At 46.5% G+C, this 25,255-nt stretch carries 20 protein-coding genes and 1 tRNA gene; 17 read left to right on the top strand and 4 right to left on the bottom strand.

Annotated elements, in window-relative coordinates:
- Positions 1-121: 121 nt before the first annotated feature.
- Positions 122-430 (bottom strand): hypothetical protein, encoded by a 309-nt coding sequence (locus tag HII30_RS18645; protein WP_169506560.1) that lies wholly within the window; start codon positions 428-430, stop codon positions 122-124.
- A 104-nt stretch (positions 431-534) separates the two neighbouring features.
- On the opposite strand from HII30_RS18645, the gene HII30_RS18650 reads away from it, so the two are divergent.
- From HII30_RS18650 to HII30_RS18675, 6 genes are all read left to right on the top strand, one after another.
- Positions 535-879: an antibiotic biosynthesis monooxygenase family protein gene (locus HII30_RS18650; RefSeq protein ID WP_169506561.1), complete on the top strand. Its 345-nt coding sequence runs from the start codon at positions 535-537 to the stop codon at positions 877-879.
- 142 nt (positions 880-1,021) lie between these two features.
- The gene (locus HII30_RS18655; protein ID WP_169506604.1) at positions 1,022-1,987 is read left to right on the top strand and encodes an AAA family ATPase; all 966 of its coding nucleotides are present in this window, start codon (positions 1,022-1,024) and stop codon (positions 1,985-1,987) included.
- Positions 1,988-1,997: 10 nt separating this feature from the next.
- The gene (locus HII30_RS18660; RefSeq protein WP_169506562.1) at positions 1,998-3,101 is read left to right on the top strand and encodes a DUF58 domain-containing protein; all 1,104 of its coding nucleotides are present in this window, start codon (positions 1,998-2,000) and stop codon (positions 3,099-3,101) included.
- Complete coding sequence (locus tag HII30_RS18665) at positions 3,098-4,402, top strand: DUF4129 domain-containing protein (RefSeq protein WP_169506563.1); 1,305 nt, start codon at positions 3,098-3,100, stop codon at positions 4,400-4,402. Before HII30_RS18660 ends, HII30_RS18665 begins: the two co-directional genes overlap by 4 nt.
- A 13-nt stretch (positions 4,403-4,415) precedes the next feature.
- On the top strand, positions 4,416-6,392 hold the full coding sequence (gene pulA, locus HII30_RS18670; protein ID WP_169506564.1) for a type I pullulanase: 1,977 nt from the start codon (positions 4,416-4,418) through the stop codon (positions 6,390-6,392).
- A 64-nt stretch (positions 6,393-6,456) separates the two neighbouring features.
- A complete protein-coding gene (locus tag HII30_RS18675) occupies positions 6,457-8,067 on the top strand; it encodes an S-layer homology domain-containing protein (protein WP_169506565.1) in 1,611 nt (536 codons plus the stop codon).
- Here HII30_RS18675 and HII30_RS18680 read toward each other — a convergent pair.
- Positions 8,045-8,914: an alpha/beta hydrolase family protein gene (locus HII30_RS18680; protein WP_169506566.1), complete on the bottom strand. Its 870-nt coding sequence runs from the start codon at positions 8,912-8,914 to the stop codon at positions 8,045-8,047. The genes HII30_RS18675 and HII30_RS18680 overlap by 23 nt on opposite strands.
- 143 nt (positions 8,915-9,057) lie before the next feature.
- On the opposite strand from HII30_RS18680, the gene HII30_RS18685 reads away from it, so the two are divergent.
- From HII30_RS18685 to HII30_RS18710, 6 genes are all read left to right on the top strand, one after another.
- Positions 9,058-9,130, top strand: a tRNA-His gene (locus HII30_RS18685).
- A gap of 140 nt (positions 9,131-9,270) precedes the next feature.
- Positions 9,271-10,002, top strand: coding sequence for a ZIP family metal transporter (locus HII30_RS18690; RefSeq protein ID WP_169506567.1), 732 nt, complete (start codon positions 9,271-9,273; stop codon positions 10,000-10,002).
- A 61-nt stretch (positions 10,003-10,063) separates the two neighbouring features.
- Complete coding sequence (locus HII30_RS18695) at positions 10,064-10,330, top strand: YqkE family protein (RefSeq protein WP_169506568.1); 267 nt, start codon at positions 10,064-10,066, stop codon at positions 10,328-10,330.
- Between the two features lie 162 nt (positions 10,331-10,492).
- A complete protein-coding gene (locus HII30_RS18700) occupies positions 10,493-15,427 on the top strand; it encodes a HAMP domain-containing protein (RefSeq protein ID WP_246246695.1) in 4,935 nt (1,644 codons plus the stop codon).
- A 135-nt stretch (positions 15,428-15,562) separates the two neighbouring features.
- Entirely contained in the window at positions 15,563-16,270 is a 708-nt protein-coding gene (locus HII30_RS18705) for a DsbA family oxidoreductase (RefSeq protein ID WP_169506570.1), read from the top strand.
- Between the two features lie 72 nt (positions 16,271-16,342).
- Positions 16,343-16,975 (top strand): TVP38/TMEM64 family protein, encoded by a 633-nt coding sequence (locus HII30_RS18710; protein WP_343045129.1) that lies wholly within the window; start codon positions 16,343-16,345, stop codon positions 16,973-16,975.
- Between the two features lie 103 nt (positions 16,976-17,078).
- On the opposite strand, the gene HII30_RS18715 is transcribed toward HII30_RS18710, so the two are convergent.
- Both HII30_RS18715 and HII30_RS18720 read right to left on the bottom strand, forming a co-directional pair.
- Positions 17,079-18,350 carry an MFS transporter gene (locus HII30_RS18715; RefSeq protein ID WP_169506571.1) on the bottom strand — a complete coding sequence of 424 codons (1,272 nt, stop codon included), beginning with the start codon at positions 18,348-18,350 and terminating at the stop codon, positions 17,079-17,081.
- 167 nt (positions 18,351-18,517) lie between these two features.
- Entirely contained in the window at positions 18,518-18,748 is a 231-nt protein-coding gene (locus tag HII30_RS18720) for a hypothetical protein (protein ID WP_169506558.1), read from the bottom strand.
- A gap of 203 nt (positions 18,749-18,951) precedes the next feature.
- Here HII30_RS18720 and HII30_RS18725 point away from each other — a divergent pair, with 203 nt between their 5' ends.
- The 5 genes from HII30_RS18725 (at position 18,952) to rpoD (ending at position 25,128) form a co-directional block, all read left to right on the top strand.
- Complete coding sequence (locus tag HII30_RS18725) at positions 18,952-19,785, top strand: DegV family protein (protein ID WP_169506572.1); 834 nt, start codon at positions 18,952-18,954, stop codon at positions 19,783-19,785.
- A gap of 223 nt (positions 19,786-20,008) precedes the next feature.
- Complete coding sequence (locus tag HII30_RS18730) at positions 20,009-20,167, top strand: hypothetical protein (RefSeq protein ID WP_169506573.1); 159 nt, start codon at positions 20,009-20,011, stop codon at positions 20,165-20,167.
- A gap of 45 nt (positions 20,168-20,212) precedes the next feature.
- Positions 20,213-21,469, top strand: coding sequence for a beta-N-acetylhexosaminidase (gene nagZ / locus HII30_RS18735; RefSeq protein WP_425496008.1), 1,257 nt, complete (start codon positions 20,213-20,215; stop codon positions 21,467-21,469).
- 251 nt (positions 21,470-21,720) lie between these two features.
- Entirely contained in the window at positions 21,721-24,003 is a 2,283-nt protein-coding gene (locus HII30_RS18740) for a PAS domain S-box protein (protein ID WP_169506575.1), read from the top strand.
- A gap of 174 nt (positions 24,004-24,177) precedes the next feature.
- Positions 24,178-25,128, top strand: coding sequence for an RNA polymerase sigma factor RpoD (rpoD, locus tag HII30_RS18745; protein WP_169506576.1), 951 nt, complete (start codon positions 24,178-24,180; stop codon positions 25,126-25,128).
- The last annotated feature ends 127 nt before the right edge of the window (positions 25,129-25,255 follow it).

The raw sequence follows: 25,255 nt of genomic DNA on the forward strand, positions 1-25,255 counted from the left end.
GACCGCCGCTCGTTTTTTCTTTATTGTACACAAAAAAACCTACAAGATGACTTTTTTCAAAGTGTCCATCTTGTAGGGTACAGTTTAATGCCGGGTATGTCTTTTTTTTATGGAACAGTAATCAACCCTCATGTAATCCAAAGCGAACAATATGCTCATGCAGGCCTGCTTTTTCAAGCAGCTCGATCTGTTTGGAGCCCATGAGGTCAAAATGAGGATATGGCATACGCCGATGAATATAACGGGGGTCCAGTTCATTGGCCGTACACCACTGCCTCAACCTTACCAGATCGCTGCAGCCAACCTTGGTGACCGAAGAAACTGAAGGAAATCTGGGGTCATACCAGTAATGCGTGAGATATGCGATCTCACCTGCTGCTACTCTGGTCTGCCAAGCTCTTAATTCATTTCTTGAAATGCCAAATGCCATCGCTGCCTCATCCTTTAAATCTGTATATTTCCTCATTATAACAGCATAGATATAGCTATAGTACATGTTGGGCAAGAGAAACAGGCCAGTAAAGGGGGAGCATCATGATTTTGGAAACAGCGGTAATGCAGGTCAAACCGGGTACAGAAAATGATTTCGAAACGGCATTACGTGCAGCTTACGAGATGATTTCCCGCATGCGGGGATACCTCAATCATGAGCTGTATAAATGTATTGAATCACCACACGAGTATATTTTGATCATTCGCTGGAGTACTGTCAAGGATCACAGCATGGGATTCCGAAAACCACCGGAATATGTACACTGGATGGAAGTACTCCAGACTTTTATGGACTCCCCTCCGGTGGAAAAGCATTATGTTGATATTGTGGTCAGCGGCAGGAATGAAGCGGTCAACAGCACTCAGGAAGTAAGTCTGTCAGAATGATCTGAACCAAAATAATGGCTCATATAGAGGTAAACAGGTGTCTTTCGCTGCAGAAAGGCGCTTTTTTGCTCTAAAAACAGGAATACAGGCCGGGTGTGCCGAAAGGGGAAGGAGCTGAAGAAAATTTAAGGAGTGAGTCATCATCAATTATATAGAAGTTAAAGAACTGGCTGCACAAATTCGTTCAAACGTTAGCAAAGTCATTGTGGGCAAGGAGGACCTGATCGATAAATTGTTTATTGCCTTGATTACCTCGGGTCATGTACTTCTGGAAGATGCTCCTGGCACCGGGAAAACCATGCTGGCCAAGTCACTGGCAAAGTCTATTGAGTGCAGTTTTACCCGAGTGCAGTTTACCCCAGACCTGCTTCCTTCTGACCTGAGCGGGATCAACTACTTTAATCCCCAATCGGCCGAGTTTGTCTTTCGTTCTGGTCCATTATTTACAAATATCCTGCTGGCAGATGAGATCAACCGGGCCACGCCGCGCACGCAGTCCAGCCTGCTGGAATGCATGGAGGAGCGTCAAATCAGTATCGATGGGGTAACCCATATTCTGGATGAGCCTTTTATGGTCATGGCGACTCAAAATCCGCTGGAACAGCAGGGAACCTTCCCGCTTCCGGAAGCGCAGCTCGACCGATTCTTGTTCAAACTCAGTATGGGGTACCCGGACAGCCAGGAAAGTGTGCAGATTTTAAAACGTTTTACGAATAGAGAGCCGTTAACTGAGCTGAATGCCGCTGTTACTGCAGACAAGCTGCTGGCGGCTAAAAAAACGGCAGCAGCCATTCATGTGAGTGATGTAATGCTGGAATATATCGTTGCTCTGGCAGAGCAGACCCGAAAAGATGAAGCGGTAGCTTCCGGCGTGAGTCCCAGAGGATGTCAGGCATTGCTTAGAGCTGTTCAGGTTCAGGCCATACTGGAAGGCAGAGAGTTCGTGACTCCGGATGATATTAAAAAATTGGCTGCTCCTGCCTGGTCACACCGTCTTCTTCTTAAAGGAACACATCGGGCTAGAATGAGTCATGCTGGCGCGGAAGAGATCATGGAACGCATCCTCCGTCAGGTTCCTGTGCCTTCCGAAGACCCGGCTCTGTTGTAGGAGCTAAGTTATGGGAGCTTATTGGATTCTGCTCATGGCCGTGGTTATTGTCCAGCTGCAGGCGATATTGTTTCGCCGGTTTGCCTTGAAGAGGCTGCATTACAGCCGCACATTCGATGTTTCAGCTTGTTATGAGGGCGACCGTTTCGAACTGGTGGAAACCATAGAGAATCGCAAGCCTCTCCCTGTACCATGGCTTCGGGTAGAATCTCAATTCCGGAGTGGCATTCAGTTTAAAGGTCAATTGAATCTGGATATCAGTGAAGGGCAGTTCAATCAGAATCATAAAAGCTTTTTCAGTCTGATGCCTTGGACCAAGATTGTACGAAAACATCATGTAACCGCCGCACGCCGAGGCATTTACCGCCTGGGTACCGTATCGGTGACATCTGGTGATCTGGTTGGCATATCGACGGTCGTGGAGAGCCTGCCTCTGGAAGGGCACCTTACCATCTATCCTGATCCTGTCGATGTTACGGATATGGAACTTCCAGTGCAGACATGGATGGGGGATATGATCGTACAACGATGGATCGTTCCGGACCCCTTTCATTTATCCGGGGTTCGGGAATATCGGGAAGGCGATTCATTAAAGGATATTCACTGGAAAGCCAGCGCGAGAAGCGGAGAGATTCAAGTTCACCGGAAAGAGGCTACGGCAGACAGCAGGCTTATGATCTATTTGAATGTGGAAGATCATGAACATATGTGGAACCGGGCGACAAAACCGGAGACTATCGAATACGGAATCCGTCTTGCAGCAGGGATTTCCATTCATCTTTTATCCCAAGGCCAGGTCGTTGGCTTCGGCAGCAATGCCACCATGGATGAGCACATCTCACTTTCTCCATTTGTGCCCCCGGCTGCTGGTATGAGTCAGCAAACAGCCATTATGGAAGTACTCGCTGCATTGGAGCTGAGTCGTTCTGTCTCGTTTCATGATTATATGGAGTCAGAGCTGCGTAATCTGGAAGTCGATTATGACATGTTGGTCGTAACCTCATATATGAATGACAAGCTGGAACGAGTGATAGACCGTTTCCGTCAAGATGGCCATCGGGTGCAAATCCATCTGCTGGATGAATCCGGGGTCCGGAAGGAGGCGTCTGCATGAAAAACCAATTCGGAATGGTTCGAATTTTGGGACAGGCAACAACGGAATGCCTGATATTTTTTCCTTTGTTATATATTCCGTTCTCGTTTATGGGATCAGATATTGGTGACATATTAATAGTAGCATCCATCGTGTTGGCGGGTTACATAACTGGCTGGATGGCGGATAAATATATGAAGCTGAATACCCTGTTCAAGGCCGCCTCGATGGCGATAATCTTCTCAGTGTCCATGTCGCTGCTAATCTGGGGCTTGTCCTTGCAGACAGCCGCGGCTGGTCTGTTTTGGTTTATAGCTTTTTACAGAGGTGTCCGTATGGGCCAGGAGCACTGGTTCTCCCTATTTCCCGGTCGGGATTACCTGATAGGTTTGATTATCTACGCTGTCTCCAGTTTTATTTTGCAGTATATGCCGGAATTTGAGCCATACAGTAACGGATTAACGTGGCTTGGAGCAGCTGCTCTCATCGTTACATTGCTGCAGCTGAACCGCAGACATGTTGAGGATAGCACACTGCCGGGAAGTGAACCTCCAGCACTGGAAAAGAGGGTACGGCACCAGAACCAGGGCATGATCTGGTTTTTGATCACATGTATCGCTCTGCTTGTTCTTCTCCCCGTGCTGCGTAATGGGGCGGAGCAGGTATGGAACAGTATGGTAACCTGGATGTCAGGCCTGATTGACCGCTCTCCGGTTCAGGAGGATGACATGGTGCCGCCAAATCTCCAGGAGATGACACCCATGCTGCCTATAGAGGAAGAACCCCCGCCTCCGCCAGCGTGGCTGGTATGGCTTGAAAACATGGTCAAGTATATTGTTTATATTGCCATGGGAGGAGCGGTTCTGTTTCTTCTGTATTATATTTTCACCAAAATGCCATCATGGTTCTCTGCGCTGTCAGCCTGGCTCAACCGGCTGCGGTCCCGGCAATCACCATTGACAGAAGCAGGGGCATACGAGGATGAAGTTGAGAGAATCAAGCCTGCTCGCATGGGGAAACATCGCAAAAGACGCAGCGTATTACGAAAGAAATCAGAGGATGACGGCATGGAGCATGATCTAAAGACCTTGATCCGGATGTGGTACAGGTCCTTGCTGGAACGTAAAATCCGGGAAGGCTATGTGCTGCAAAAGCATCTGACGCCAAGAGAGACTGCAGATGATCTGGAGAGTAAAGATCAAACAAAAGCTGAACCGATACCTGAAGAACTTGTGGAATATTATGAACAAGCCCGGTATGGTAACAAGGAGCTGGATCCACGAACGATGAAAGAGATACAAAAAGCACTGAAAACAAGATAGGAGTGGACGGTATATGGCAGTACAGAAAGAAAACCATGCTTACGTAGATTATGGAGATATCAACGTGACCGGAGGCGTTTCTGTCTTTTCTTCTGAGTTTGATGAACAATTTTATTATGACGGGGATGATTTGGGGGCTGCCTATACATCTGAACAGACTAATTTTCGATTGTGGGCTCCTACGGCAAGTGAAGCCTTTGTATTGCTCTACTCGGAGTGGAACAGCGAAGACAGTACCAAAGTGCCAATGTTACGAGACATTCAGGGGACCTGGACAGCCAAGGTGGAAGAAGATTTGATGGGGAAATTTTATACGTACCTGGTCAGAATCGGAAGTCAGTGGAACGAAGCAGCAGACCCTTATGCCAAAGCGGTGGGGGTGAATGGAGACCGGGCAGCGATCCTTGATCTTTCTAAGACGAACCCGGATGGATGGAGCAGCAGTAAGCCTCTTCTTGATCATCACTTAGACAGTGTGATCTATGAGCTGCATATTCGGGATTTTAGTATTCATAAAGACAGCGGTATTCAGCATAAAGGAAAATTTCTGGGGCTGACGGAAGAGGGAACACATGGACCTGGAGGCATCCCGACCGGACTGGATCATATCAAAAAGCTTGGCGTCACCCATGTCGAACTTCTGCCCGTATTTGATTATGCAACAGAAAGCGTGGACGAGACGCATCTGAACGAGCCTCAGTACAATTGGGGATATGACCCCAAAAATTATAACGTACCAGAAGGCTCCTATGCTACAGATCCTTACTCACCGGAGGTTCGTATTCAAGAATTGAAAATGATGATTCAAAAGCTGCATGATGCCGGACTGCGTGTCATCATGGATGTTGTATACAATCATGTTTACGATGGGTATCTCATCAATTTATCGAAACTGGTTCCTGGATATTACCTTAGATATACAGAGGACAGAAAGCTCTCCAACGGATCGGGCTGCGGTAATGATGTGGCGACCGAGCGTCCGATGGTACGAAAATTCATTAAGGATTCGATTGTGCATTGGGTACACGAGTATCATATGGACGGTTTCCGTTTTGATCTGATGGGACTGATGGATATTGAGACGATGAATGAAATACGCCGTACACTGGATGACATCGATCCCACCATCATGACGATTGGTGAAGGGTGGATTATGGATACAGAGCTCCCTGCAGAGAAGCGAGCCAATCAGCAGCATACAGATAGACTGCCGGGGATCGGGCAGTTTAATGATGGTTTCCGGGATGCGGTCAAGGGAGATATTTTCATCCATGACCGTAAGGGATTTGTCAGTAAGGGATCTTCTTTTGAAGACCATGTGAAGCGGGGCATTGTTGGCGGAATAAGCTATGATGCAGCACTTACATCTTATGCGCTGGAGCCAGTGCAGACGGTTAATTATGCTGAATGCCATGATAACCATACCCTGTGGGATAAAATAGAGCTGTCAGCACCCGAAGAAAGCGAGGAGGTCCGCAGATCGATGCACCGGCTCGCTTCATCCTTGATTCTGACCAGTCAAGGTATTCCGTTTCTTCATGCCGGCCAGGAATTTTACCGTACGAAGGGCGGGATCGAAAATTCCTATAAATCGCCGGATGAAGTCAATCAGATGGACTGGGAGCAAGCTAACCGTCATCAGGACGGGGTTGAATATGTTCGCAGGCTGATCCAGCTCCGCAAAAATTACAGTGGCTTTCGCTTGAGAGATGCTGATCAGATTAAAAGACGCCTTACTTTCGTAGATGCACCGCCGAATGCGGTTGCTTATACGATTCAGGGTGTGGAAGAGAACGGCATGAGAGAAGACCTGTATGTCCTGCACTATGCCGCGCGTGACCAGATTCATCTTGACCTGCCGCATTCAGGTAAATGGAATGTTCTGTTTGGAGAGGAAATGCTCAGTGAGCTGTACGAAAGCCATATACTAGTTCAAGGGATTGGAACTGTAATTCTATCTCACAGCAGTAAAATACCATTAACTGTGTAATGTCCGGCTTCGACTCTATCTGATATCCTAGTAAGGATGAAATCAGATAGAGAATTGAGGCGTGATGTTGAAGAAGATTGTACAAATTTTACTGGCAGCAATACTATGTTTTTCGAGTGTAAGTACAGGTGCGGAAGCAAAATCCGTACTGTATAAGGACATATCTTCCAGTTATGCACGCGATGCCATTGAGACATTGACCCAGAGAGGCGTCTTGACCGGGGTCGGTGACGGTTTGTTTGTGCCGCGTAAACCTTTAAGCCGAGCAGAATTTACAGCCATGCTGATGCGTGTACTGAACATGGACGCTGTGAACAATGATATTAGTGCCTTTCGGGATGTTTCAAAATCTGCTTGGTATTATGGATGGATTCATGCCGCAGTCAACCTGTCCTTAGTAAGCGGTACGGGTGAACGTGTATTTGAGCCAAACGTTTTCATTACTAGACAGGAAGCTGCTGTTATGGCTGCGCGGGCCATGAAATTAGGAAATCATGCTGTGCAAGCAGGCAGGACCGTATATGCTGATGAATCTGTCATCTCATCCTGGGCCAAAAGCGATGTCCGGCTGGTAAGCAGTGCAGGCTGGATGAAGGGGGATCAGTATGGCTTTCGCCCACTGGATTTCATAACACGGCAGGAAGCGGCCGCTTTAATCGATCGCATTCTGAACGCAGGAAATGTGAAGCGAGTTGTCGATACCAAAGCGAAAACCAAAGGAATCCGAATGGGCTGGCTTTATAACGGAACGACATCTCAATATATTTCTTACGCCCAATCGGCAGGTCTGAACACCTTGGTTCCCAGATGGTATTATGTCGAGAAAGACGGATCGGTTTCCGATTATACTGACCAGAAGCTGTTAAACTGGAGCCGCCAAAGCGGAACTGCGGTATGGGGCATGCTGGGCAATCGTTCAGACATCGATGCTACACATTCCATGCTGCAGAGCGCATCAGCCCGCAGAACTGTCATACAGTCTGTGTCAGACTATGTGCGTATCTACAAACTGGATGGGATCAATATTGATTTTGAAAACGTGTCTGGAGCAGACCGGCAGCAGCTCACCCTGTTTGTAAGAGACATGGCAGCTGAGCTGCATCGTGTCGGTGCTGTGTTATCCATTGATGTGTCTCCGGATCTGCAAACAGATTGGACCGCCGCTTTTGACTACAAGGCGCTGGGAACTTATGCGGATTATGTAGTGTTCATGGGGTATGATCAGCACTGGGGCGGATCCCCAAAAGCTGGTTCTGTATCCTCATTGCCCTGGTTTACTTCAGCCATGGATACCATGCTGACAGTCGTACCTTCAACTAAAAGTATTGCCGCCATGCCGCTGTATACCCGGGATTGGAAGCTGGGATCGCCTCCTACTTCCGAGGACATCACGTTAATCGAACAAGGAAGGCGAGCCACTCACTACTCTACTAATCTGAAGTGGAAGCCGGATATTGGACAGTATACGTCAACTTATTGGTTACATGGTTTTGCCCACCGGATCTGGATGGAGGAAGCCAGGTCGCTTTCCCGTAAACATGCAGCAGCTGCTGCAAGGAATGTTGCAGGAACGGCGTACTGGTACTCCGGAAGTGAAACGCCGGAAGTCTGGCGTGCTGTGAATAACATCCAAAGGTATCAGCATTATCATTTTATTTATGCGGCTGTGGAGTGACCTTGGAAATCCACTCAAACATACGAGTAATGCATTCCAGATGAATTTGCAGGGGAAGATGATGGCCAAGGTCTTCATAAATGTGCATATCGGCTTTTTTACCATGTTCCTGCAGACGCTTGTACATAAGATAAGCATGCTGGATTGAAACCTGATGATCTTTACTGCCATGCACGATCAGAACCGGACAGTTCAGCAAGGGGACATAATGAACCGGGGATCTCTTCTCATAACGTTCGGGATATTTCGCAGGCGTCCCGCCTATGACCCGCTTCATCATCCGCCTGAGATCCACTCGTTCTTCATACGTTAAGGCCAGATCGGATACCCCGCCCCATAAAATGAGGCTTGCCGCCTTTTCAGCATGGACGGCAGCGTAAGCCGCGTTGATCGTACCGCGTGAGAAGCCCAGGAAATGAATGCGTTCAGGATTTATCCACTCCAGCCGTTTCAGCCAATGAAGGGCATTCAGGACATCCTGCATATCCGAACCGCCAAATTCATCTCGTCCTTCACTACCCTCATTCCCGCGGTATGCAGGAGCGAATACAATGCAGCCGTGACCGGCGAATTGCTGAAGCCAGTCCATTCGTACAGCACCTACCCGCCCGATTCCTCCACGGCAGTACACCAGCAGCGGCAGCTCAACAGGCAGTGGGTCGAGATTATCTGCAGGTGACTTTGGAGAGTCACAGTAACAAGCGATAAGTTCAGCATTTATTACCGAAGATTCCAGCTTTAGCTGAGTAAGCCAATATTCCGCGTGTATACCTGTTAACCTGCTGGGAAGTGCCAGGTAGCCTATGACCTTCAAGTCATCTGATAAATAGGTTACTTTAAAGATCATCTTTGATTCCTCCACTCTGGATCAAATCCAAATCAAGTTTTCATTTCACTATACTCTTCTGCCCCATATCTCTCAAGTTTCACTTGCCAAGCAGGCACACAATATGTTATATTAATAATCCAAGTTCATAATTTGTTCTTATGGCGGTCGTGGCGAAGGGGTTAACGCACCGGTCTGTGGCTCCGGCATTCGTGGGTTCAAGTCCCATCGATCGCCCTTATGGAAATGGAGAGCGTATGCTCTCCATTTTTCTATGTCCATTTGTTTAGTTATTTCCTGTATTTTCATATTTAGCGATCTCTGGTTATATAATATACGGCATACCTGCAAGATTTTCGGTAAAGGGGACAACGATCATGGTTTCAGCATTGATCGGCAGCTTTATTTCAGCAATGGCGACCGTTCTCGGAGCGGTCCCGCTGTTGTTCGTTAAAAGCCTGTCGGAAAAATGGAAGGATGTTCTGGTAGCATTCACGGCCGGAATTATGGTGTCCGCTTCTACATTTGGATTAATGCCTCAAGCTCTGGAAGAGGGCGGTATGCTGTCCTTGACGCTGGGTCTTCTCGCCGGCATTGTGGTCCTTGACCTGATCGGCAAAAACATCCCTGAACTGGATGAAGAGAATAGGCATCGCTTCGGTTCCTTTGATCCCTCATCGCTTTTGGTCATCATTGCTTTGTTCATTCACAATATTCCGGAAGGCTTGAGCACAGGATTCAGTTATGCGAGTCAGAATGAAGGATTGGGGTTAATGGTTGCCATTTCCATTGGTGCCCAAAACATGCCGGAAGGGCTTATCCTGGCTGTGTTTCTGATCAACAGCAATGTCAGCCGGTTGAAAGCACTCCTCATTGTTTTTTTAACAGGGATCATGGAATTGGTATCAGCTGTAGCGGGCTATTTTGCTGCAAGCTATATCGAGTGGATGATTGGATACGGTCTTGCTTTTGCCGCTGGTGCCATGATGTTTATCGTCTATAAGGAGCTGATCCCTGAGAGCCACGGTCATGGGTATGAACGCCCTTCAACGTATTCCTTTATCGCAGGCCTGCTGATCATGGTGTATATCAGTTATTTTTTCGGATAAGAGAAAGGGATGCAGTAACGAGAATGACCTGCTATAATGTGGGTTGAACGAGGTGATAAATATGGCAGCCAAGTCTAAAAGAGGCCGGAATCAGGCACCTGCAGCCCGAAATGAAGAGAAACCTGCAACATTGAAAGACCTGCTGAATCCGGATGTTCTAGAAAAACTGAAAGAGGCATCAGCCTCACTGAAAGCAGATGAAGCGGATAAGCGGGAGCAGGAGCGTCTGGCAAGGGAAGAAGCGAAGAAAGCTGAGCAAAAACGGCTGGATAATGATTTTGAGCATCTGCTGAATAACAGCGGAATGGATTGGCATAAATACAAGTAAAAGACGGCCTTCAGCAGCCGTCTTTTTTTGTTATTATGAGACCTCATCCTCAATACATGACAGAGAGAATATGAAATAGTAGAATAGATATTGAAATTTTAACATGAACTCAATTCCGACTATAAACCCTATGAAAGGAATGTCACCATGTCAGATCAGGGAATGAATCAGAATGAACCAGATGACCAGCTGGATGCCGGGTTACTGTTAAATGTGTTGGTGGCTTTCAAAAAAGGGGATTTCTCTCAAAGGCTGCCCTATGAATGGACAGGCACAGCAGGAAAGGTTGCCGATCTCGTTAATGAGATTATGGACATGCAGGAAAACCTTGTCAGCGATGTCAAAACAGTTGCCAAAGTCGTAGGCGAAGATGGGAAGTTGAACCGGAGATTCGTACATAAAAATAACGGCGGATCATGGGAAGAAATGGTGGACGCCTTAAACGGTCTAGTAACCAACCTGATCCAGCCAACCAGCGAAATGGTGAGAGTCATCAATGCAGTCGCTGAAGGAGATCTTTCCCGCAAAGTTGGGCTCGAGATCGAGGGACGTCCACTTACCGGAGAATTTTTAAGAACAGCCAACAATATTAATGAAATGGTTACTCAGCTCAGTACGTTCGCCTCTGAAGTGAACCGGGTTGCCAGAGAAGTTGGAACAGAAGGAATTCTGGGCGGTCAGGCGGATGTCAAAGGGGTGTCCGGGACATGGAAGAATCTTACCGACAGCGTGAATAACATGGCTAACAATTTGACAGAACAGGTCCGGAATATTGCGGCGGTTACTACAGCGGTAGCCAAAGGGGATTTGTCCAAAAAGATTACCGTTAATGCTAAGGGAGAAATTCTGGAGCTCAAAGAAACCGTCAATACGATGGTGGACCAGCTCAGTACCTTTTCCTCTGAAGTCACGCGAATGGCGCGGGAAGTGGGGACAGAAGGCAAGCTGGGCGGCCAGGCAAATGTTACAGGCGTTTCCGGCACCTGGCGTGACCTGACGGAAAGCGTTAACGATATGGCGAGCAATTTAACAGAACAGGTTCGTAATATTGCAGTTGTGACGACAGCGGTGGCCAATGGCGATCTGTCCAAAAAAATTACGGCCAATGTTCAGGGTGAAATTCTGGAACTGAAAAATACGATCAACACGATGGTCGATCAGCTCAGCAACTTTGCTTCAGAGGTAACCCGAGTGGCACGGGAAGTTGGCACTTTGGGGATGCTGGGAGGGCAAGCGCAGGTAACCGGCGTGGCCGGTACCTGGCGTGATTTGACGGAAAGCGTTAACTATATGGCTTCGAACCTGACGAATCAGGTTCGTAATATTGCAGTTGTGACAACAGCCGTTGCTAATGGCGATCTATCCAAAAAAATTACGGCCAATGTTCAGGGCGAAATTCTTGAGCTGAAAAATACAATCAATACCATGGTGGATCAGCTCAGCAACTTTGCTTCCGAAGTGACCCGTGTGGCCAGGGAGGTCGGAACGGAAGGCAAGCTTGGAGCCCAGGCCGACGTGAAAGACGTGTCTGGTACATGGAAAGACCTGACCGATACCGTGAACTACATGACCAGCAATTTGACCGTACAAATGCGGAATATTGCCGGGGTGACAACAGCGGTGGCCAACGGCGATTTGTCCAAAAAAATTACAGTGGATGTGAAGGGCGAACTGCTGGAACTCAAAAACACCATTAATACGATGGTCGATCAGCTCAGCTCCTTTGCTTCGGAAGTAACCCGGGTAGCCCGGGAGGTCGGAACGGACGGAAAGCTGGGCGGACAAGCTACGGTAGGCGGCGTGGCCGGTATCTGGAAAGACCTGACGGAAAATGTGAACACAATGGGTTCCAATCTGACCGATCAGGTCCGAGGCATCGCCAAAGTGGTCACTGCCGTAGCCAATGGCAATCTGCAGCAGAAGCTGAATGTGGAAGCCAAAGGCGAGATCGCGGATTTAACAGACACGATTAACAACATGATCGATACCCTGGCCACATTTGCAGACCAGGTGACGACCGTATCACGTGAGGTTGGCGCAGAAGGCAAGTTGGGCGGCCAGGCAAGCGTACCGGGGGCTGCAGGCACCTGGCGCGACCTGACAGACAATGTTAATTATATGGCGAGCACATTGACGACCCAGGTTCGTGCCATTACGGATGTAGCGACAGCGGTCACCAAGGGAGACTTGTCACGTACGATTGATGTTGCAGCCGCGGGAGAGGTTGCTGCGCTAAAAGATAATCTCAATGAAATGATCCGGAATCTGAAGGAAACGACACGCATTAACATGGAACAGGATTGGCTGAAAACCAATCTGGCCAAATTCTCCCGTATGCTTCAGGGACAGCGGAATTTAAATGCCGTCAGCCGTATGATTCTCTCCGAGCTGGCACCGCTCGTATCTGCACAGCACGGTGTGTTTTATTTGAACCAGACGGACAATGGCAGTGCCCTTCTCAAGCTCTATGCCAGCTACGGATACCAGCAGCGTAAAAACCTGTCTCATGAATTCCGTGCAGGAGAAGGTTTAGTAGGTCAGTGTCTTGTCGAGAAGCAGCGAATTCTATTGACGCATGTTCCGCCGGATTATGTGGTCATCTCGTCTGGGCTCGGTGAAGCTGCTCCGCTGAATATCGTGCTCCTTCCCATTACCTTCGAGGACCAGGTCCTTGCTGTATTGGAACTGGCATCATTCCGTACGTTCAGCGAGATCGATATTGCATTCCTGGACCAGCTCACGGAGTCGATCGGGATTGTTATCAATACGATGCAGGTAAACCGGAGAACGGAAGAGCTCTTGATGCAGTCCCAGTCGCTGACGGAAGAACTGCAGAACCAGCAGCAGGAGCTGCAGCATACCAATGAAGAACTGGAAGAGAAGGCCAGACTCCTTGTCGTTCAAAAAGCGGAAGTCGAGAGCAAGAACGATGAGATCGAGCTTGCCAAACGATTCCTGGAAGAAAAGGCGGAGCAGCTTGCTTTGACCTCTAAATACAAATCCGAGTTTTTAGCCAATATGTCCCATGAACTCCGGACACCGCTGAATTCGCTTCTGCTTCTTGCTGAGCAGCTGGCTGACAATCCTGACCGGAATTTGTCCAGTAATCAAGTGAAATTTGCAAAAACGATTCAAGATTCCGGCATGGAGCTGCTAAATTTAATCAACGATATTCTGGATTTATCCAAAATCGAGTCCGGAACAGTAACACCTGATTATAACGAACTCCAACTGACTGAATTGGTCGGCAGCCTGGATCGAACCTTCCGGCATATTGCGGAAGATAAAAAGGTTGGCTTTGACCTCATTCTTGATGAGAATCTTCCGGCAGCGATCGGAACAGATTCCAAGCGTTTGCAGCAAATCTTGAAAAATCTGCTGTCCAATGCATTCAAGTTCACAGAACGGGGTGAAGTGACTCTGCAGATCGCTCAGGCACATCAAGGGTGGCGGCAGGATAACGTGACGCTGAATGAGGCAGTTACTGTACTATCTTTTGCCGTACAGGATACCGGTATTGGTATTGCCCCGGAGAAGCAGCATATCATTTTTGAAGCATTCCAGCAGGCGGACGGCAGCACCAACCGCGAGTATGGGGGAACCGGATTGGGATTGGCCATTTCTCGCGAGATAGCAGCACTTCTGGGCGGAGAAATTACACTGTTCAGCAGAGAAGGAGAAGGAAGCACCTTTACGTTGTATTTGCCTCTGGACGAAGACATGGCTGGTCCGGAACCGAAACCTAAATATGAGCCTGAAGTGATTGATGTTGCGCCTCCTGTGCGCAGCCGTTCTTTTGGACGGAGTCAACCCTCGAAGATCGAGGACGATCGTCATTCGATACAACCGGGAGATCAAGTGTTTCTGATTGTGGAAGATGACTTGGTATTCAGCGAGATCCTGCTGGACATTTTCCGTAAAAAAGGAATCAAAGCCGTTATTTCATCCACAGGCCTGAACGCGCTGGAGCTGGCAAGAACGTATAAACCCGCTGCCATTACGCTTGATTTGAGACTTGAAGATACAGACGGTTGGCTTGTAATCGAGCATTTGAAAAACGATCTCGGAGTACGTCACATACCGGTATGCGTCATTACGATTGAGGAAGATGAAGCTGCACTGAAACAGAAAGGCGTATATGACTATATATGCAAACCGGTTTCTAATGAGGATCTGGAAAATGCTATTGATCATGTCAGAGCTTTTGCTGCGAAACAAACGAAAACACTCTTGATTGTGATGAAGGATGAGCAGCGTCTTTTACAGATGGCGGAGTTTCTTCAAAATGATGATGTGAAGATCATTACTGCTGCTTCGGCGCAGCAAGGTCTGAATGAACTGAAGTCGAACCAGGTCGACTGTCTGCTGACAGATAATGATCTGAGTGATATCCAAGTGATTTCTTTTATACGGGAGATTCAGAAGTATTCGGAGCTGAAGTATCTTCCGATCGTAATTCACCGAAGCCGGAAATGGAGTGCCGAAGAAGAAGAAGTTTTGGAAGAACTGCTGAAAGCCTCTGTGATCAAGACAGCAAAATCTCAGATCCAGGTGATGGATGACACGGCATTGTTTCTGCACCGCAAGTCAGAAAATCTACCGGAAGATTCCTGGGAGACGCTGGTTAAGCTGCATCAGTCGGATGAGCTCATTCAGCATAAGAATGTGCTTGTGGTGGACGATGATATCCGTAATATATTTGCACTTACGACCATTCTGGAACGTCACAATATGAAGGTGATTCCAGCCGAGAACGGACATGAAGCCCTGCATATTCTGGCACGTTCTCCGGAAGTCGATATCGTGCTTATGGACATTATGATGCCGGTGATGGATGGTTATGAAACGACCCGTGCTATTCGAAAACAGCCTCAGTTTAAGGATCTGCCGATTATTGCCCTGACAGCCAAAGCCATGAAAGGGGATCGGGAGCAGTGTCTGGAAGCAGGAGCTTCCGACTATATTACTAAGCCCGTGAACAGTGCGCAGCTGCTCTCGATGATGCGAAGCTGGATGTCGGAAAACGGAGCCGAAACAGCCTGGAACGAAGCCGCAGCAGATCGTGAGCAGGACAACGGTGAGAATCAGCGATCGTAATCATATCAGCCTCAGTCCATTTGAGGGATCAAATGGACTGAGGCTTTATAGTGATTCTGCAGATGCGATTGATATAAAATATTAAGCGTGTTACAATTAGTTAGTGATTATTTTGATCGTATGGAGGTTTTATTTATGAAAGTTGAAATTTGGTCGGACTTTATGTGTCCATTTTGCTATATTGGAAAACGTCATTTTGAGGAAGCGCTGGAGCGTTTTCCTCACAAAGATCAGGTGGAGGTTATATATCGCAGTTTTGAACTGAGTCCTGATGCGAATTATGAGCCTGGTGTATCGATGACCGAACTGCTGGCGAAGAAATATGGCATGACGATTCAGCAGGCTGAGGAGGCGAATGGTAACGTAACAGAGCAGGCAGCCAGAGCCGGACTAACCTATCATTTGGATCGAGTGGTTCCGGCGAACACGTTTCATGCCCATCGTCTGGTCCATTTTGCAGCACAGCACGGTAAAATGCAGGAGATAACGGAAACGCTGTTCCACGCTTATTTTACCGATGTTAAGGATTTGGGAGATGTGGAACTGCTGGCTGATCTTGCTCAGGAAGCAGGGCTGTCTCGTGAAGAAGCGGCTGCTGTCTTGGCTGGTAATCAATATGCAGATCATGTACGTGCTGATGAGGAAGCAGCCCACAAGATCGGTGTGCGAGGGGTTCCATTCTTCGTGTTCGGCGGGAAATATGCAGTTTCCGGAGCACAGCCTGCTGAGGTATTCAGCTCGGCACTCGACAAAGCACTAGAGTCCGAAGCATCTCTGATTATGGTGGATGAGAAGAACAATAAAGAAGGCGGCTCCTGCAGAGACGATTCATGCGGAATATAAGAAAATTGTGAAAAAACTTCTGCTTTTGCGTTACACTATAAGTATTGCAAAGTGTAAGAGGGTGAAACAGTTTTGACTGGAACGTCTGCTGATGGAATGATGTCCCTGCTGAACGAAGAAGCCTTGACATGGTTTCTCGAAACTTTTCGTTCGCTGGGGCCCTTGCCAGGTATTTTAATAACTTTTATGAAATCATTTGTACCACCGCTTCCGACCGCTTTCATCGTCGGGCTGAATGCTGCTGTGTACGGGTTCTGGCCCGGATTTTTATATTCCTGGTTCGGCATCATTACAGGCTGTATGGTCACTTTCTGGATCATACGCAAGGTAGGGGATGCGGGAATCTTGAATCGCTGGGCTTCCAAGCCTAAAGTGGTCAAAGGGATGCATTGGATCCGGAAAAACGGCTTCAGTTATGTATTTTTGTTAAGCATCCTGCCTGTGGGTCCTTTTGTGGCGGTGAATATTGCTGCAGGGCTGGGACGAATGCGAATGGCCTCTTATCTGGCTGCGATCATTCCGGGTAAGGGACTGATGGTACTGCTCGTATCTTTTGTGGGCGCGAACTTTTCCAGCTTTATTACCCAGCCACCGCTGCTTGCAGGATTAGTGTTCGGTATTTTCGCTTTAATGTGGATCAGCAAAAAAGTCGAGACGTACATTCTCGGCAAGCAGGCGATGTCAGAAACCAAAGCAGAAATGTGATCTTATGAAGATAAGGGACAATAAACAAAGAAATGGCGATATCAGGGGCTCAGCATCTGATATCGCCATTTCTTTGTGTCTCACAACAGATTGAGGATGCTCGTCAAGATAAAGGCACAGAAGCGCTGCGCTTTTCTCTGAACATGAAAAAGTACATCAGGGAAGAAGCGACGTACAAGATGCCTGTGATACAGAATGTGATGGCATAACCCCAATAGCTTCCATGTCTCATCACAAGCATAGCCTGAACAGGTCCCATCGTTGCCCACCCCATCATAAAGGCAGTTTGGGTAAAGGAGTTAGCAATACCCCGCCGGTGATCAGGCACACGGTCTACCAGAATAGAAGACTGGATCGGATTGGCAGCGTTCATTAAAGCTTGACGGAACAAAAATCCAACGGCAGCCACGCCAAACAGATTGGTAAATCCGGTCACAAGCAAGAAGGGCAAGGACAACAGCTGAAAGCAGAGGACTGCTTTAACCGCTCCCACACGCTGCACCAAAAACGGTCCGATCAGCATGGAAACAATCGTCATGATCTGTCCCAGCGAGATCAGGATGCCGACTGCTGAGAGAGAAACTGAGAAACGGTTCGTGAAATACAGGTTTAGATAAGGCACAACAAGCCCAGATCCCAAACCGACGAGCAGTTGTGCTAAAGCAAACTGTCCGATGATTTTGAATTCAGCACGCGATGGTTTCTTCTTCAGCGGCCCTTGGGGGGAAGAGGTACGTGCTGGTTGTTCGGTTTTTTCTGCAGGAGAGCTGTTCTCGCTTGTAAATAACAAGGGTATAAAAGCAGCGAGTGTACTTATTCCACCAATCATGAGCACGATCTTCATACTGCTAATTTGGGTGATTCCGAATAACTGTAAGATGTCTGCTAGAAAGCCGCCGCCCATCCCGCCCAGCACTTGAGCCGCCAGAACCAGGGAAGCATGGTAGCTGAAGATGGTCATCCGTGAAGACTTGTTACTGTTCTCAGCAAGGAAAGGAATGGCCAAAACTTGAAATATAGCCGAGAACAAGCCTGTAAAGACGGCTAAGCTTAACAAACCAGTGGATTGCTCTACCCATGACCTGAATATTAGAGCGATCCCGCTTAATAAAGCGCCTAGAATCAGCAGTTTTTTGCGGCTGCCCCGGTCACCAAGAAAGCCAATCGGTATAAACATAAGAGCGGTAGCCAAGGATTGAACACTGACCACCGTTCCATTCATGGAATCCGGATATCCGATATCCTTGATAAACAAATTGTATAGAACGCCAAACATACCGGTACCGATCTGGTACAGTACGTTGGCTAGAAAAAACAGCTTGATATTGTGCGGCAGTGTTCCAAAATCTCGTGTTGACTGAAAAATTCGTGACAAAAGGCAACCTCCTAGTATGTAAAGCAACTTATCTATTCTATCAGGTTAGCTGCATGCAAGGAAGCTTAAAAATGAATGAATTATGTGTATGTATGGTCATAACATGAAAAGAGCGGCCTTCCGCGGGTAGAACCCGGGAAAGCCGCTCTTTCATTTAGATTTAGGACTTACGGAAGCAGCGGAGAACGTGTTGTAGATGAACTGCTGCTCGCCAGCTGATTTCCTGTTGTGTTTGATGTCAAGTTAGGAGTTGAGGTTGTACTCTGTGAAGACGTATTATTGGACAAATATTTACCTTTCAGATCCTGAACCTGATTCATTAATTTCTGGCGTGCGTCCTTATTGCGAAGAAGATAAGCTGCACCAACACCGACTGCGGTCCACAATGCTTTACCCATAATAACTGCCTCCTTAGTAATTTTAATTTTTGTGTGTGTCTCTCATGTACTAGAATTTACCCGGTGACAGAAGAACGAAACAATAACTCAATATAAATACGTTTCCATTTGCACAGCAAGCAGGCTTCATATATTATTTTTATATCAGCACAAGTTCATATTCTAATCTTGTATAAGATGAAAGTGAGTTGTATACCAAAATCATGAGATCCATAGCGTGGGTAACGGACAGCACAAGTACATTAGATCCTGAATTTGCAGCGAGCCATCATATTTATATCGTACCGTTAAGATTAATTCTGGGCCAGGAAGAATATAAAGAAAGTGTGGACATATCTCCGGAAGATTTTTATGTGAAAATGCATAATGAAAGCAAGGTAAGCAGTTCACAGCCACCGATTGGCGAATTCATTGAACTGTATGAATCGTTAAAGGAACGATACGATGATATTATTGCCATTCACTGTTCCTCCGAGCTGAGCGGTACCTTGAATTCGTCGCTCCAGGCTGCAGAGATTGCAGATGTTCCCATTATCGGTATTGATTCAAAATTCGGGGCGTTTCCCCTTTGTGAGATGGTGAAGGCTGGGGTTGCATGGCATCAGGAAGGTCATACGGCGCAGGAGATCCGAGATAAAATTTTGTCTATGATTAACAACACTTCATTTTACTTGATTCCAGCCAGCTTGAATCGCCTTCATGCCAGCGGACGGGTATCGGGTACCCAGCTGCTGCTGAGTAATCTACTTAAAATCCATCTCCTTCTGCGTTTTGATGAAGGCAAAGTAGTTGTGGATGAGAAAATACGTACATTCAAAAAAGCCCGGCAAAAAATGATGGATTATTTATCTCTTGACATTTCCCGAATTGAAAAGGCTTGTATCATGCATGCTAACAATCTGGATGAAGCTAAAGTGATCCAACAGGAGCTGGCTCTTCTCCATCCCGGGCTGAAAACCGAGATTATGACGTTTATTCCGGTTGCAGGAATTCACGCAGGTGAGGGTACGGTCGCATTAGCCTGGATCAAAATATAAGATAGTCATAGTAAATCAGGATTGCTTCACGTATGGAGCAAAAATAAACAGCCTCAGCAAGGCGCTGAAGGCTGTTTTCCACATGCTGTAATGCACCGGCCATGTCTGTAAATACTTTAATATACCAACAATAGTTTCTAGAGGGTGTGATTGGTTGTATATGTTATATAGAACCATGAAGCTGGACTCCAACAGCAGATGACAAATGATGGGGGGACATGTCATGAAAATCATCATAACTCAGAAGGAAGCAATGGAAAAAAAGGTTTGGGATGAATTAGTCATGATGTTCGGTCTTCAAGATAAAGAAGATCAGGTATGGGAAAATGAACAGTTTATTTTAACAGAAGAACAAGCCAGGAAGCTTGCTTTAATATCATAACGATAAGTGATGCGAGAAAGGTGAAACATGAAAAGGCTTATACATATGTTTTGTTTGATTATAGTGTTTGTGCTTGGTTCATTTGGATGCGGACAGAGCCAGAGTGATGAGGGTGCAGATCAGCACCTTCCAGCAGAAACCAGCCTCGAGCAGGATCTCAAGCCAGAACCAGAACCTGAGGCGGTTCCTGAACAGGCACCCCCAGAGGATCCTGTTGTTCAGCAGATGAAGACACTTTCCGTGGCAGAAAAAATCGGACAGCTTGTCATTATTGGCATTGAAGGCAGTCAGATGGACGATACAGCCAGAAGACTGCTGGAAACCTATCATGTCGGCGGGTTTATCTTTTTTAAAGACAACATTCAAAATCCATCCCAAGCTGTCCGGCTGTTTAATGAGATAAAGGAAGCGAACGCTCAGCAGCCAATTCCATTATGGATGAGCATTGATGAAGAGGGCGGAAGAGTGACGCGTTTACCGGATGAGTTATCCAAGCTGCCAGCAAGCGGGAAGATTGGTAAAGAGAACAATTCTGATCTTGCTGCCGCTGTAGGAAAACAGATTGGAAAGCGTTTGGCAGCATTCGGATTGAATCTGGTATATGCCCCTGTATTGGATGTTAACAGCAATCCTGGTAATCCGGTCATCGGCGACCGGGCCTTCAGTGATCAAGCAGAAGTTGTGACGCAGCTGGGTATTGCTCAGATGAAGGGAATACAGGAAAGTGGTGTGGTTCCAGTTATAAAGCATTTTCCTGGCCACGGTGATACGTCTGTTGACTCTCATACCGGCCTGCCGATTGTGAACCACGGACTTGAGCGTTTAAATCAGCTTGAACTCCTGCCATTTCGGGAGGCGGTTACTGAAGGTGCTAATGTCGTGATGGTTAGTCATCTTTTGATTACAGAAGTAGACAGCAGTACTCCTGCATCCTTCTCCAAACCGGTTATAACCGGTCTGCTTCGAGAGAAGTTGGGCTTCCGTGGTGTAGTGATCACAGATGATATGACAATGGGTGCAATTACTGGTGGGGAATATGATATCGGAGAAGCGGCGGTGCAGTCGATTTTGGCGGGAAGCAATATCGTCATGGTGGGTCATGATTATGTATTGGAAGAAACCGTGATTCAATCATTGACAAATGCTGTACAAGAAGGAAGGATATCTGAAGAGGTACTGAATGATCGTGTGCAGACAGTACTTTCGTTAAAGCATAAGCATAATGTATCCGATAATAAAGTAGAGATTCCGGATATAGAGAGTCTTAATAACGAGACACTTCAAATCCTGAACAACAAATAATGAATTATATAGATTGAAGATACAATTTACATGCTTAACGTAGAGTGAGAACCAATCTGGAGAAGCGAAGCGGTCGCCTTTATCCCCGGATTTACCCTTATAAGCGTAATAATTCAAAAAATCAGGGGATAACAGCGATCGGAAGATGGTTCTCAATCGAAGTGGACCTGTGTGTAATTTAAATGTTCATGCTATATACGAAAAAATAAATAGAAATTTGGACTCAGTTCATGCGTGAAAGGCGGGTTACGATGTCAGAAATATCGATAGATCATTCATCTTTTTTTGATCCTATATATCAATTCTCTCCAGTGGGTACAGCGCTTGTTTCTCTTGAAGGGGAGTGGCGGAGTGCGAATCCAGCCCTTCTGGATCAGCTCGGGTATAGTGAAGCTGAGATTGCAGGCATGGCGTTCAGCGATTACATTCATCCAGAGGATGCAGGCAAGGCATTGACCAAGACCTTTGAGCTGCTGAGTCATCAGCAGCCTAAGCACGAATGTGAGCTGCGTTTTATAAAAAAAGATGGTGACTTCATATGGATGTCCTATTTTGCATCTGCAGCAAGAGATCAAGATCAAGAGCCGCTGTATTTTGTGGTGAATTTGATTCCTTTGCAGACTATACAAAAAAATAATCTTGATTTTGCTCAGGAGTCAGAAGAGATGTACAGGCTTGTTTGTGAGCATGCTCAAGAAATCATTTATTATTGTAATGACCACGGAGAATGGATGTACTGCTCTCCGGCTGTTTATGAACAGCTGGGGTATACTCCATCAGATATCATCGGCAAAGATAATATGGATTTATATCATCCTGAAGATAAGGAAAAAGTAAAGGAAGCCCATGAAATTGATAATGACAAAAATATATTGCAGTATCGGTTCAGACATAAAGATGGGGACTATATTTGGTTTGAAACGACATTTCAACGTGTGAAGTATAACGGATCATTGCGCAGATTATGTATCAGCCGGGATATTACAGACCGTAAAGATATGGAAACAAAGCTCACCGAGACGGTACAGCGCTATACATCATTAAAAAAGTATAACCATGATGCAGTCATTTCCCTGGATCTGAAAGGAAATATTATTCACGGGAATGTAATGGCAGAGAAACTGACGGGTTATGAGATGGCGCAGCTGGAAGGCATGAACTTCTCCAAGTTAATTGGAGCCGTTAATTTGAGAAAGATTTTGAAGGATTCGTTGAACGACATTTCAATAGAAAACAATATCAACGGATTGAAGCATAGAGATGGACATGACGTTGAAGTGATTACAACGATCGCACCCATCATTATTAATCAACGAAATGTTGGATTCTACGTTATCATCAAAGATATTACAGAGCAGAAGAAGCTGATCCTGGCAAAAGAAATGGCGGAAAATACTAACCAGGCCAAGAGTGCCTTTCTGGCAATGATGAGCCATGAAATTCGTACACCGATGAACGGTGTCATCGGTATGACTGATTTATTGCTGGAATCGACAGAGCTGGATTCAGAACAGGAAGAATACGTCCATATTATCCGCAAGAGCGGAGAATCGCTGCTCAACATTATCAATGATATCCTTGACTTTTCGAAGATCGAATCAGGAAAGACCAGCTTGGTACAGAAACCTTTTAAGGTACGTGATTTGACCTCGGAAGTGGTACAGCTTTTAAGGCCGAAAGCGATCAAGAAGAATTTGAACATCTCCGTTACCGTATCCAACAATGTACCTTTACACGTTGTGGGTGATGCCGAGCGTTTAAAACAAGTGCTGATCAATCTGGTCGATAACAGTTTGAAGTTTACGTCTCAGGGCAGCGTGGTTGTTGAAGTTGAAGCCTTGAACCCTTATGGGAAAACAATGGAGCTCCAATTCGTTGTACACGACACCGGGGTGGGTATACCAGAAGATAAACTCGAAAAATTGTTTGAACCATTTTACCAGCTGGATAACTTTATGATCCGTAAACAGGAAGGAACTGGCTTGGGTCTCGCGATCAGCAAAAAGCTTGTTGAACTGATGGGCGGACAGATTACCGCTCTGAAGAAAGAAGGTCCTGGTGCTGCTTTTCAATTCAGTGTCATAGTGATGTCCTCCGATCTTTCAGGTGGGTTCGATGCTCCAACCGATGAAGATCCCTTCTCAGAAGAAACAGGGAGACTGAATATATTAGTAGGCGAGGACAATATCACAAATCAGCTGGTTATACGAAAAATGCTGGAGAAGCTGGGACACCATGTATCCATGGCCTCTGATGGCAGAGAAGCTGTAGATATGGCACAAAATGGGTGTTACGATTTGATCTTTATGGATATCCAAATGCCTGAAATGAACGGTTTGGAAGCTGCACAGTGCATACGGAAATCCGGTCCGTCGACGGAGAACAGTCCGGTTATCATCGCGGTCACGGCCAATGCACTTAAAGGGGATCGTGAATATTATTTGTCCCAGGGGATGGATGATTATATAACCAAGCCTTTAAAAAGTTCAGTATTGTCTGAAGTGATTGAAAAGTATTTTAAAGTTGAAAAGTAAAAGAAAACATAAAAAACCGGCCTCATGAAGGGCCGGTTGGTTGTTTAAATGAGTGAAGTTGAAAAAACGTTCTTGATATGATAGAATGAGGGGTAACTATATAAGAAGAGTATCAATAATCATATAGTATTATATTAGCATTAATTATAAGAAATGTCAACAGGGGGGCATAGAATGGAAAACCGTAGCAGTGCGGATTTTGCACTGGAGCGTGAGGCCGTGGAGCCGGACAAAGCGGTAAATTCTCCAAGTGAGGATTTTACGGTCCGCGATGACCTTTCGCTTCCGCCAGGCATCAAGATTAGCGATCCAGTTCGTATGTACCTGAAAGAAATAGGAAGAGTTCCTCTTCTCTCGGCGGATGAAGAAGTGGAATTAGCTAAACGGATTAATGAAGGAGATGAAGAAGCCAAACGGCGTTTGGCTGAAGCCAATCTTCGGCTCGTAGTAAGTATAGCCCGGCGTTATGCCGGCCGAGGCATGCAGTTCCTGGATTTGATTCAGGAAGGTAATATGGGATTGATCAAAGCCGTAGAGAAATTCGATTATTCCAAGGGCTTTAAGTTCAGCACATATGCGACATGGTGGATTCGTCAAGCCATTACACGGTCGATTGCGGATCAGGCCAGAACCATCCGGATTCCTGTTCATATGGTAGAGACCATTAACAAGCTGGTCCGCATCTCAAGACAGCTTCTGCAGGAAATGGGAAGAGAACCGACTCCGGAAGAGATCGGTAAAGAAATGGATATTACTCCGGATAAAGTCCGTGAAATTCTGAAAGTAGCCCAGGAACCCGTTTCTTTGGAGACACCGGTTGGAGAGGAAAGTGATTCCAATCTGGGCGACTTTATCGAAGATCAGGATGCTTTGGCTCCTTCAGATGCTGCAGCATTTGAGCTGTTGAAGGAACAGCTGGAGGAAGTGCTGGATACGCTGACAGAGCGTGAAGAGAATGTTCTTCGTCTTCGTTTTGGCCTGGAGGATGGCAGAACCCGGACACTTGAGGAAGTGGGCCAGGTATTTGGTGTAACCCGGGAACGTATTCGCCAGATTGAAGCCAAAGCGCTGAGAAAATTACGTCACCCCAGCCGCAGCAAGCGTTTGAAAGATTTCTTGGAATAGAATCTCAACATAAACAGTCCTCGGAATGAGCATGAACATGCTTCTTTCCAGGGCTGTTTTTATTATGATATGATTAAAGTCATGGTAAGGTTATTGGAATAAGATGAATTTACAGGTATAATCGAAA

The sequence above is a fragment of the Paenibacillus lemnae genome, from assembly GCF_012933385.1.
Taxonomy (GTDB): Bacteria; Bacillota; Bacilli; order Paenibacillales; family Paenibacillaceae; genus Paenibacillus_AQ; species Paenibacillus_AQ lemnae.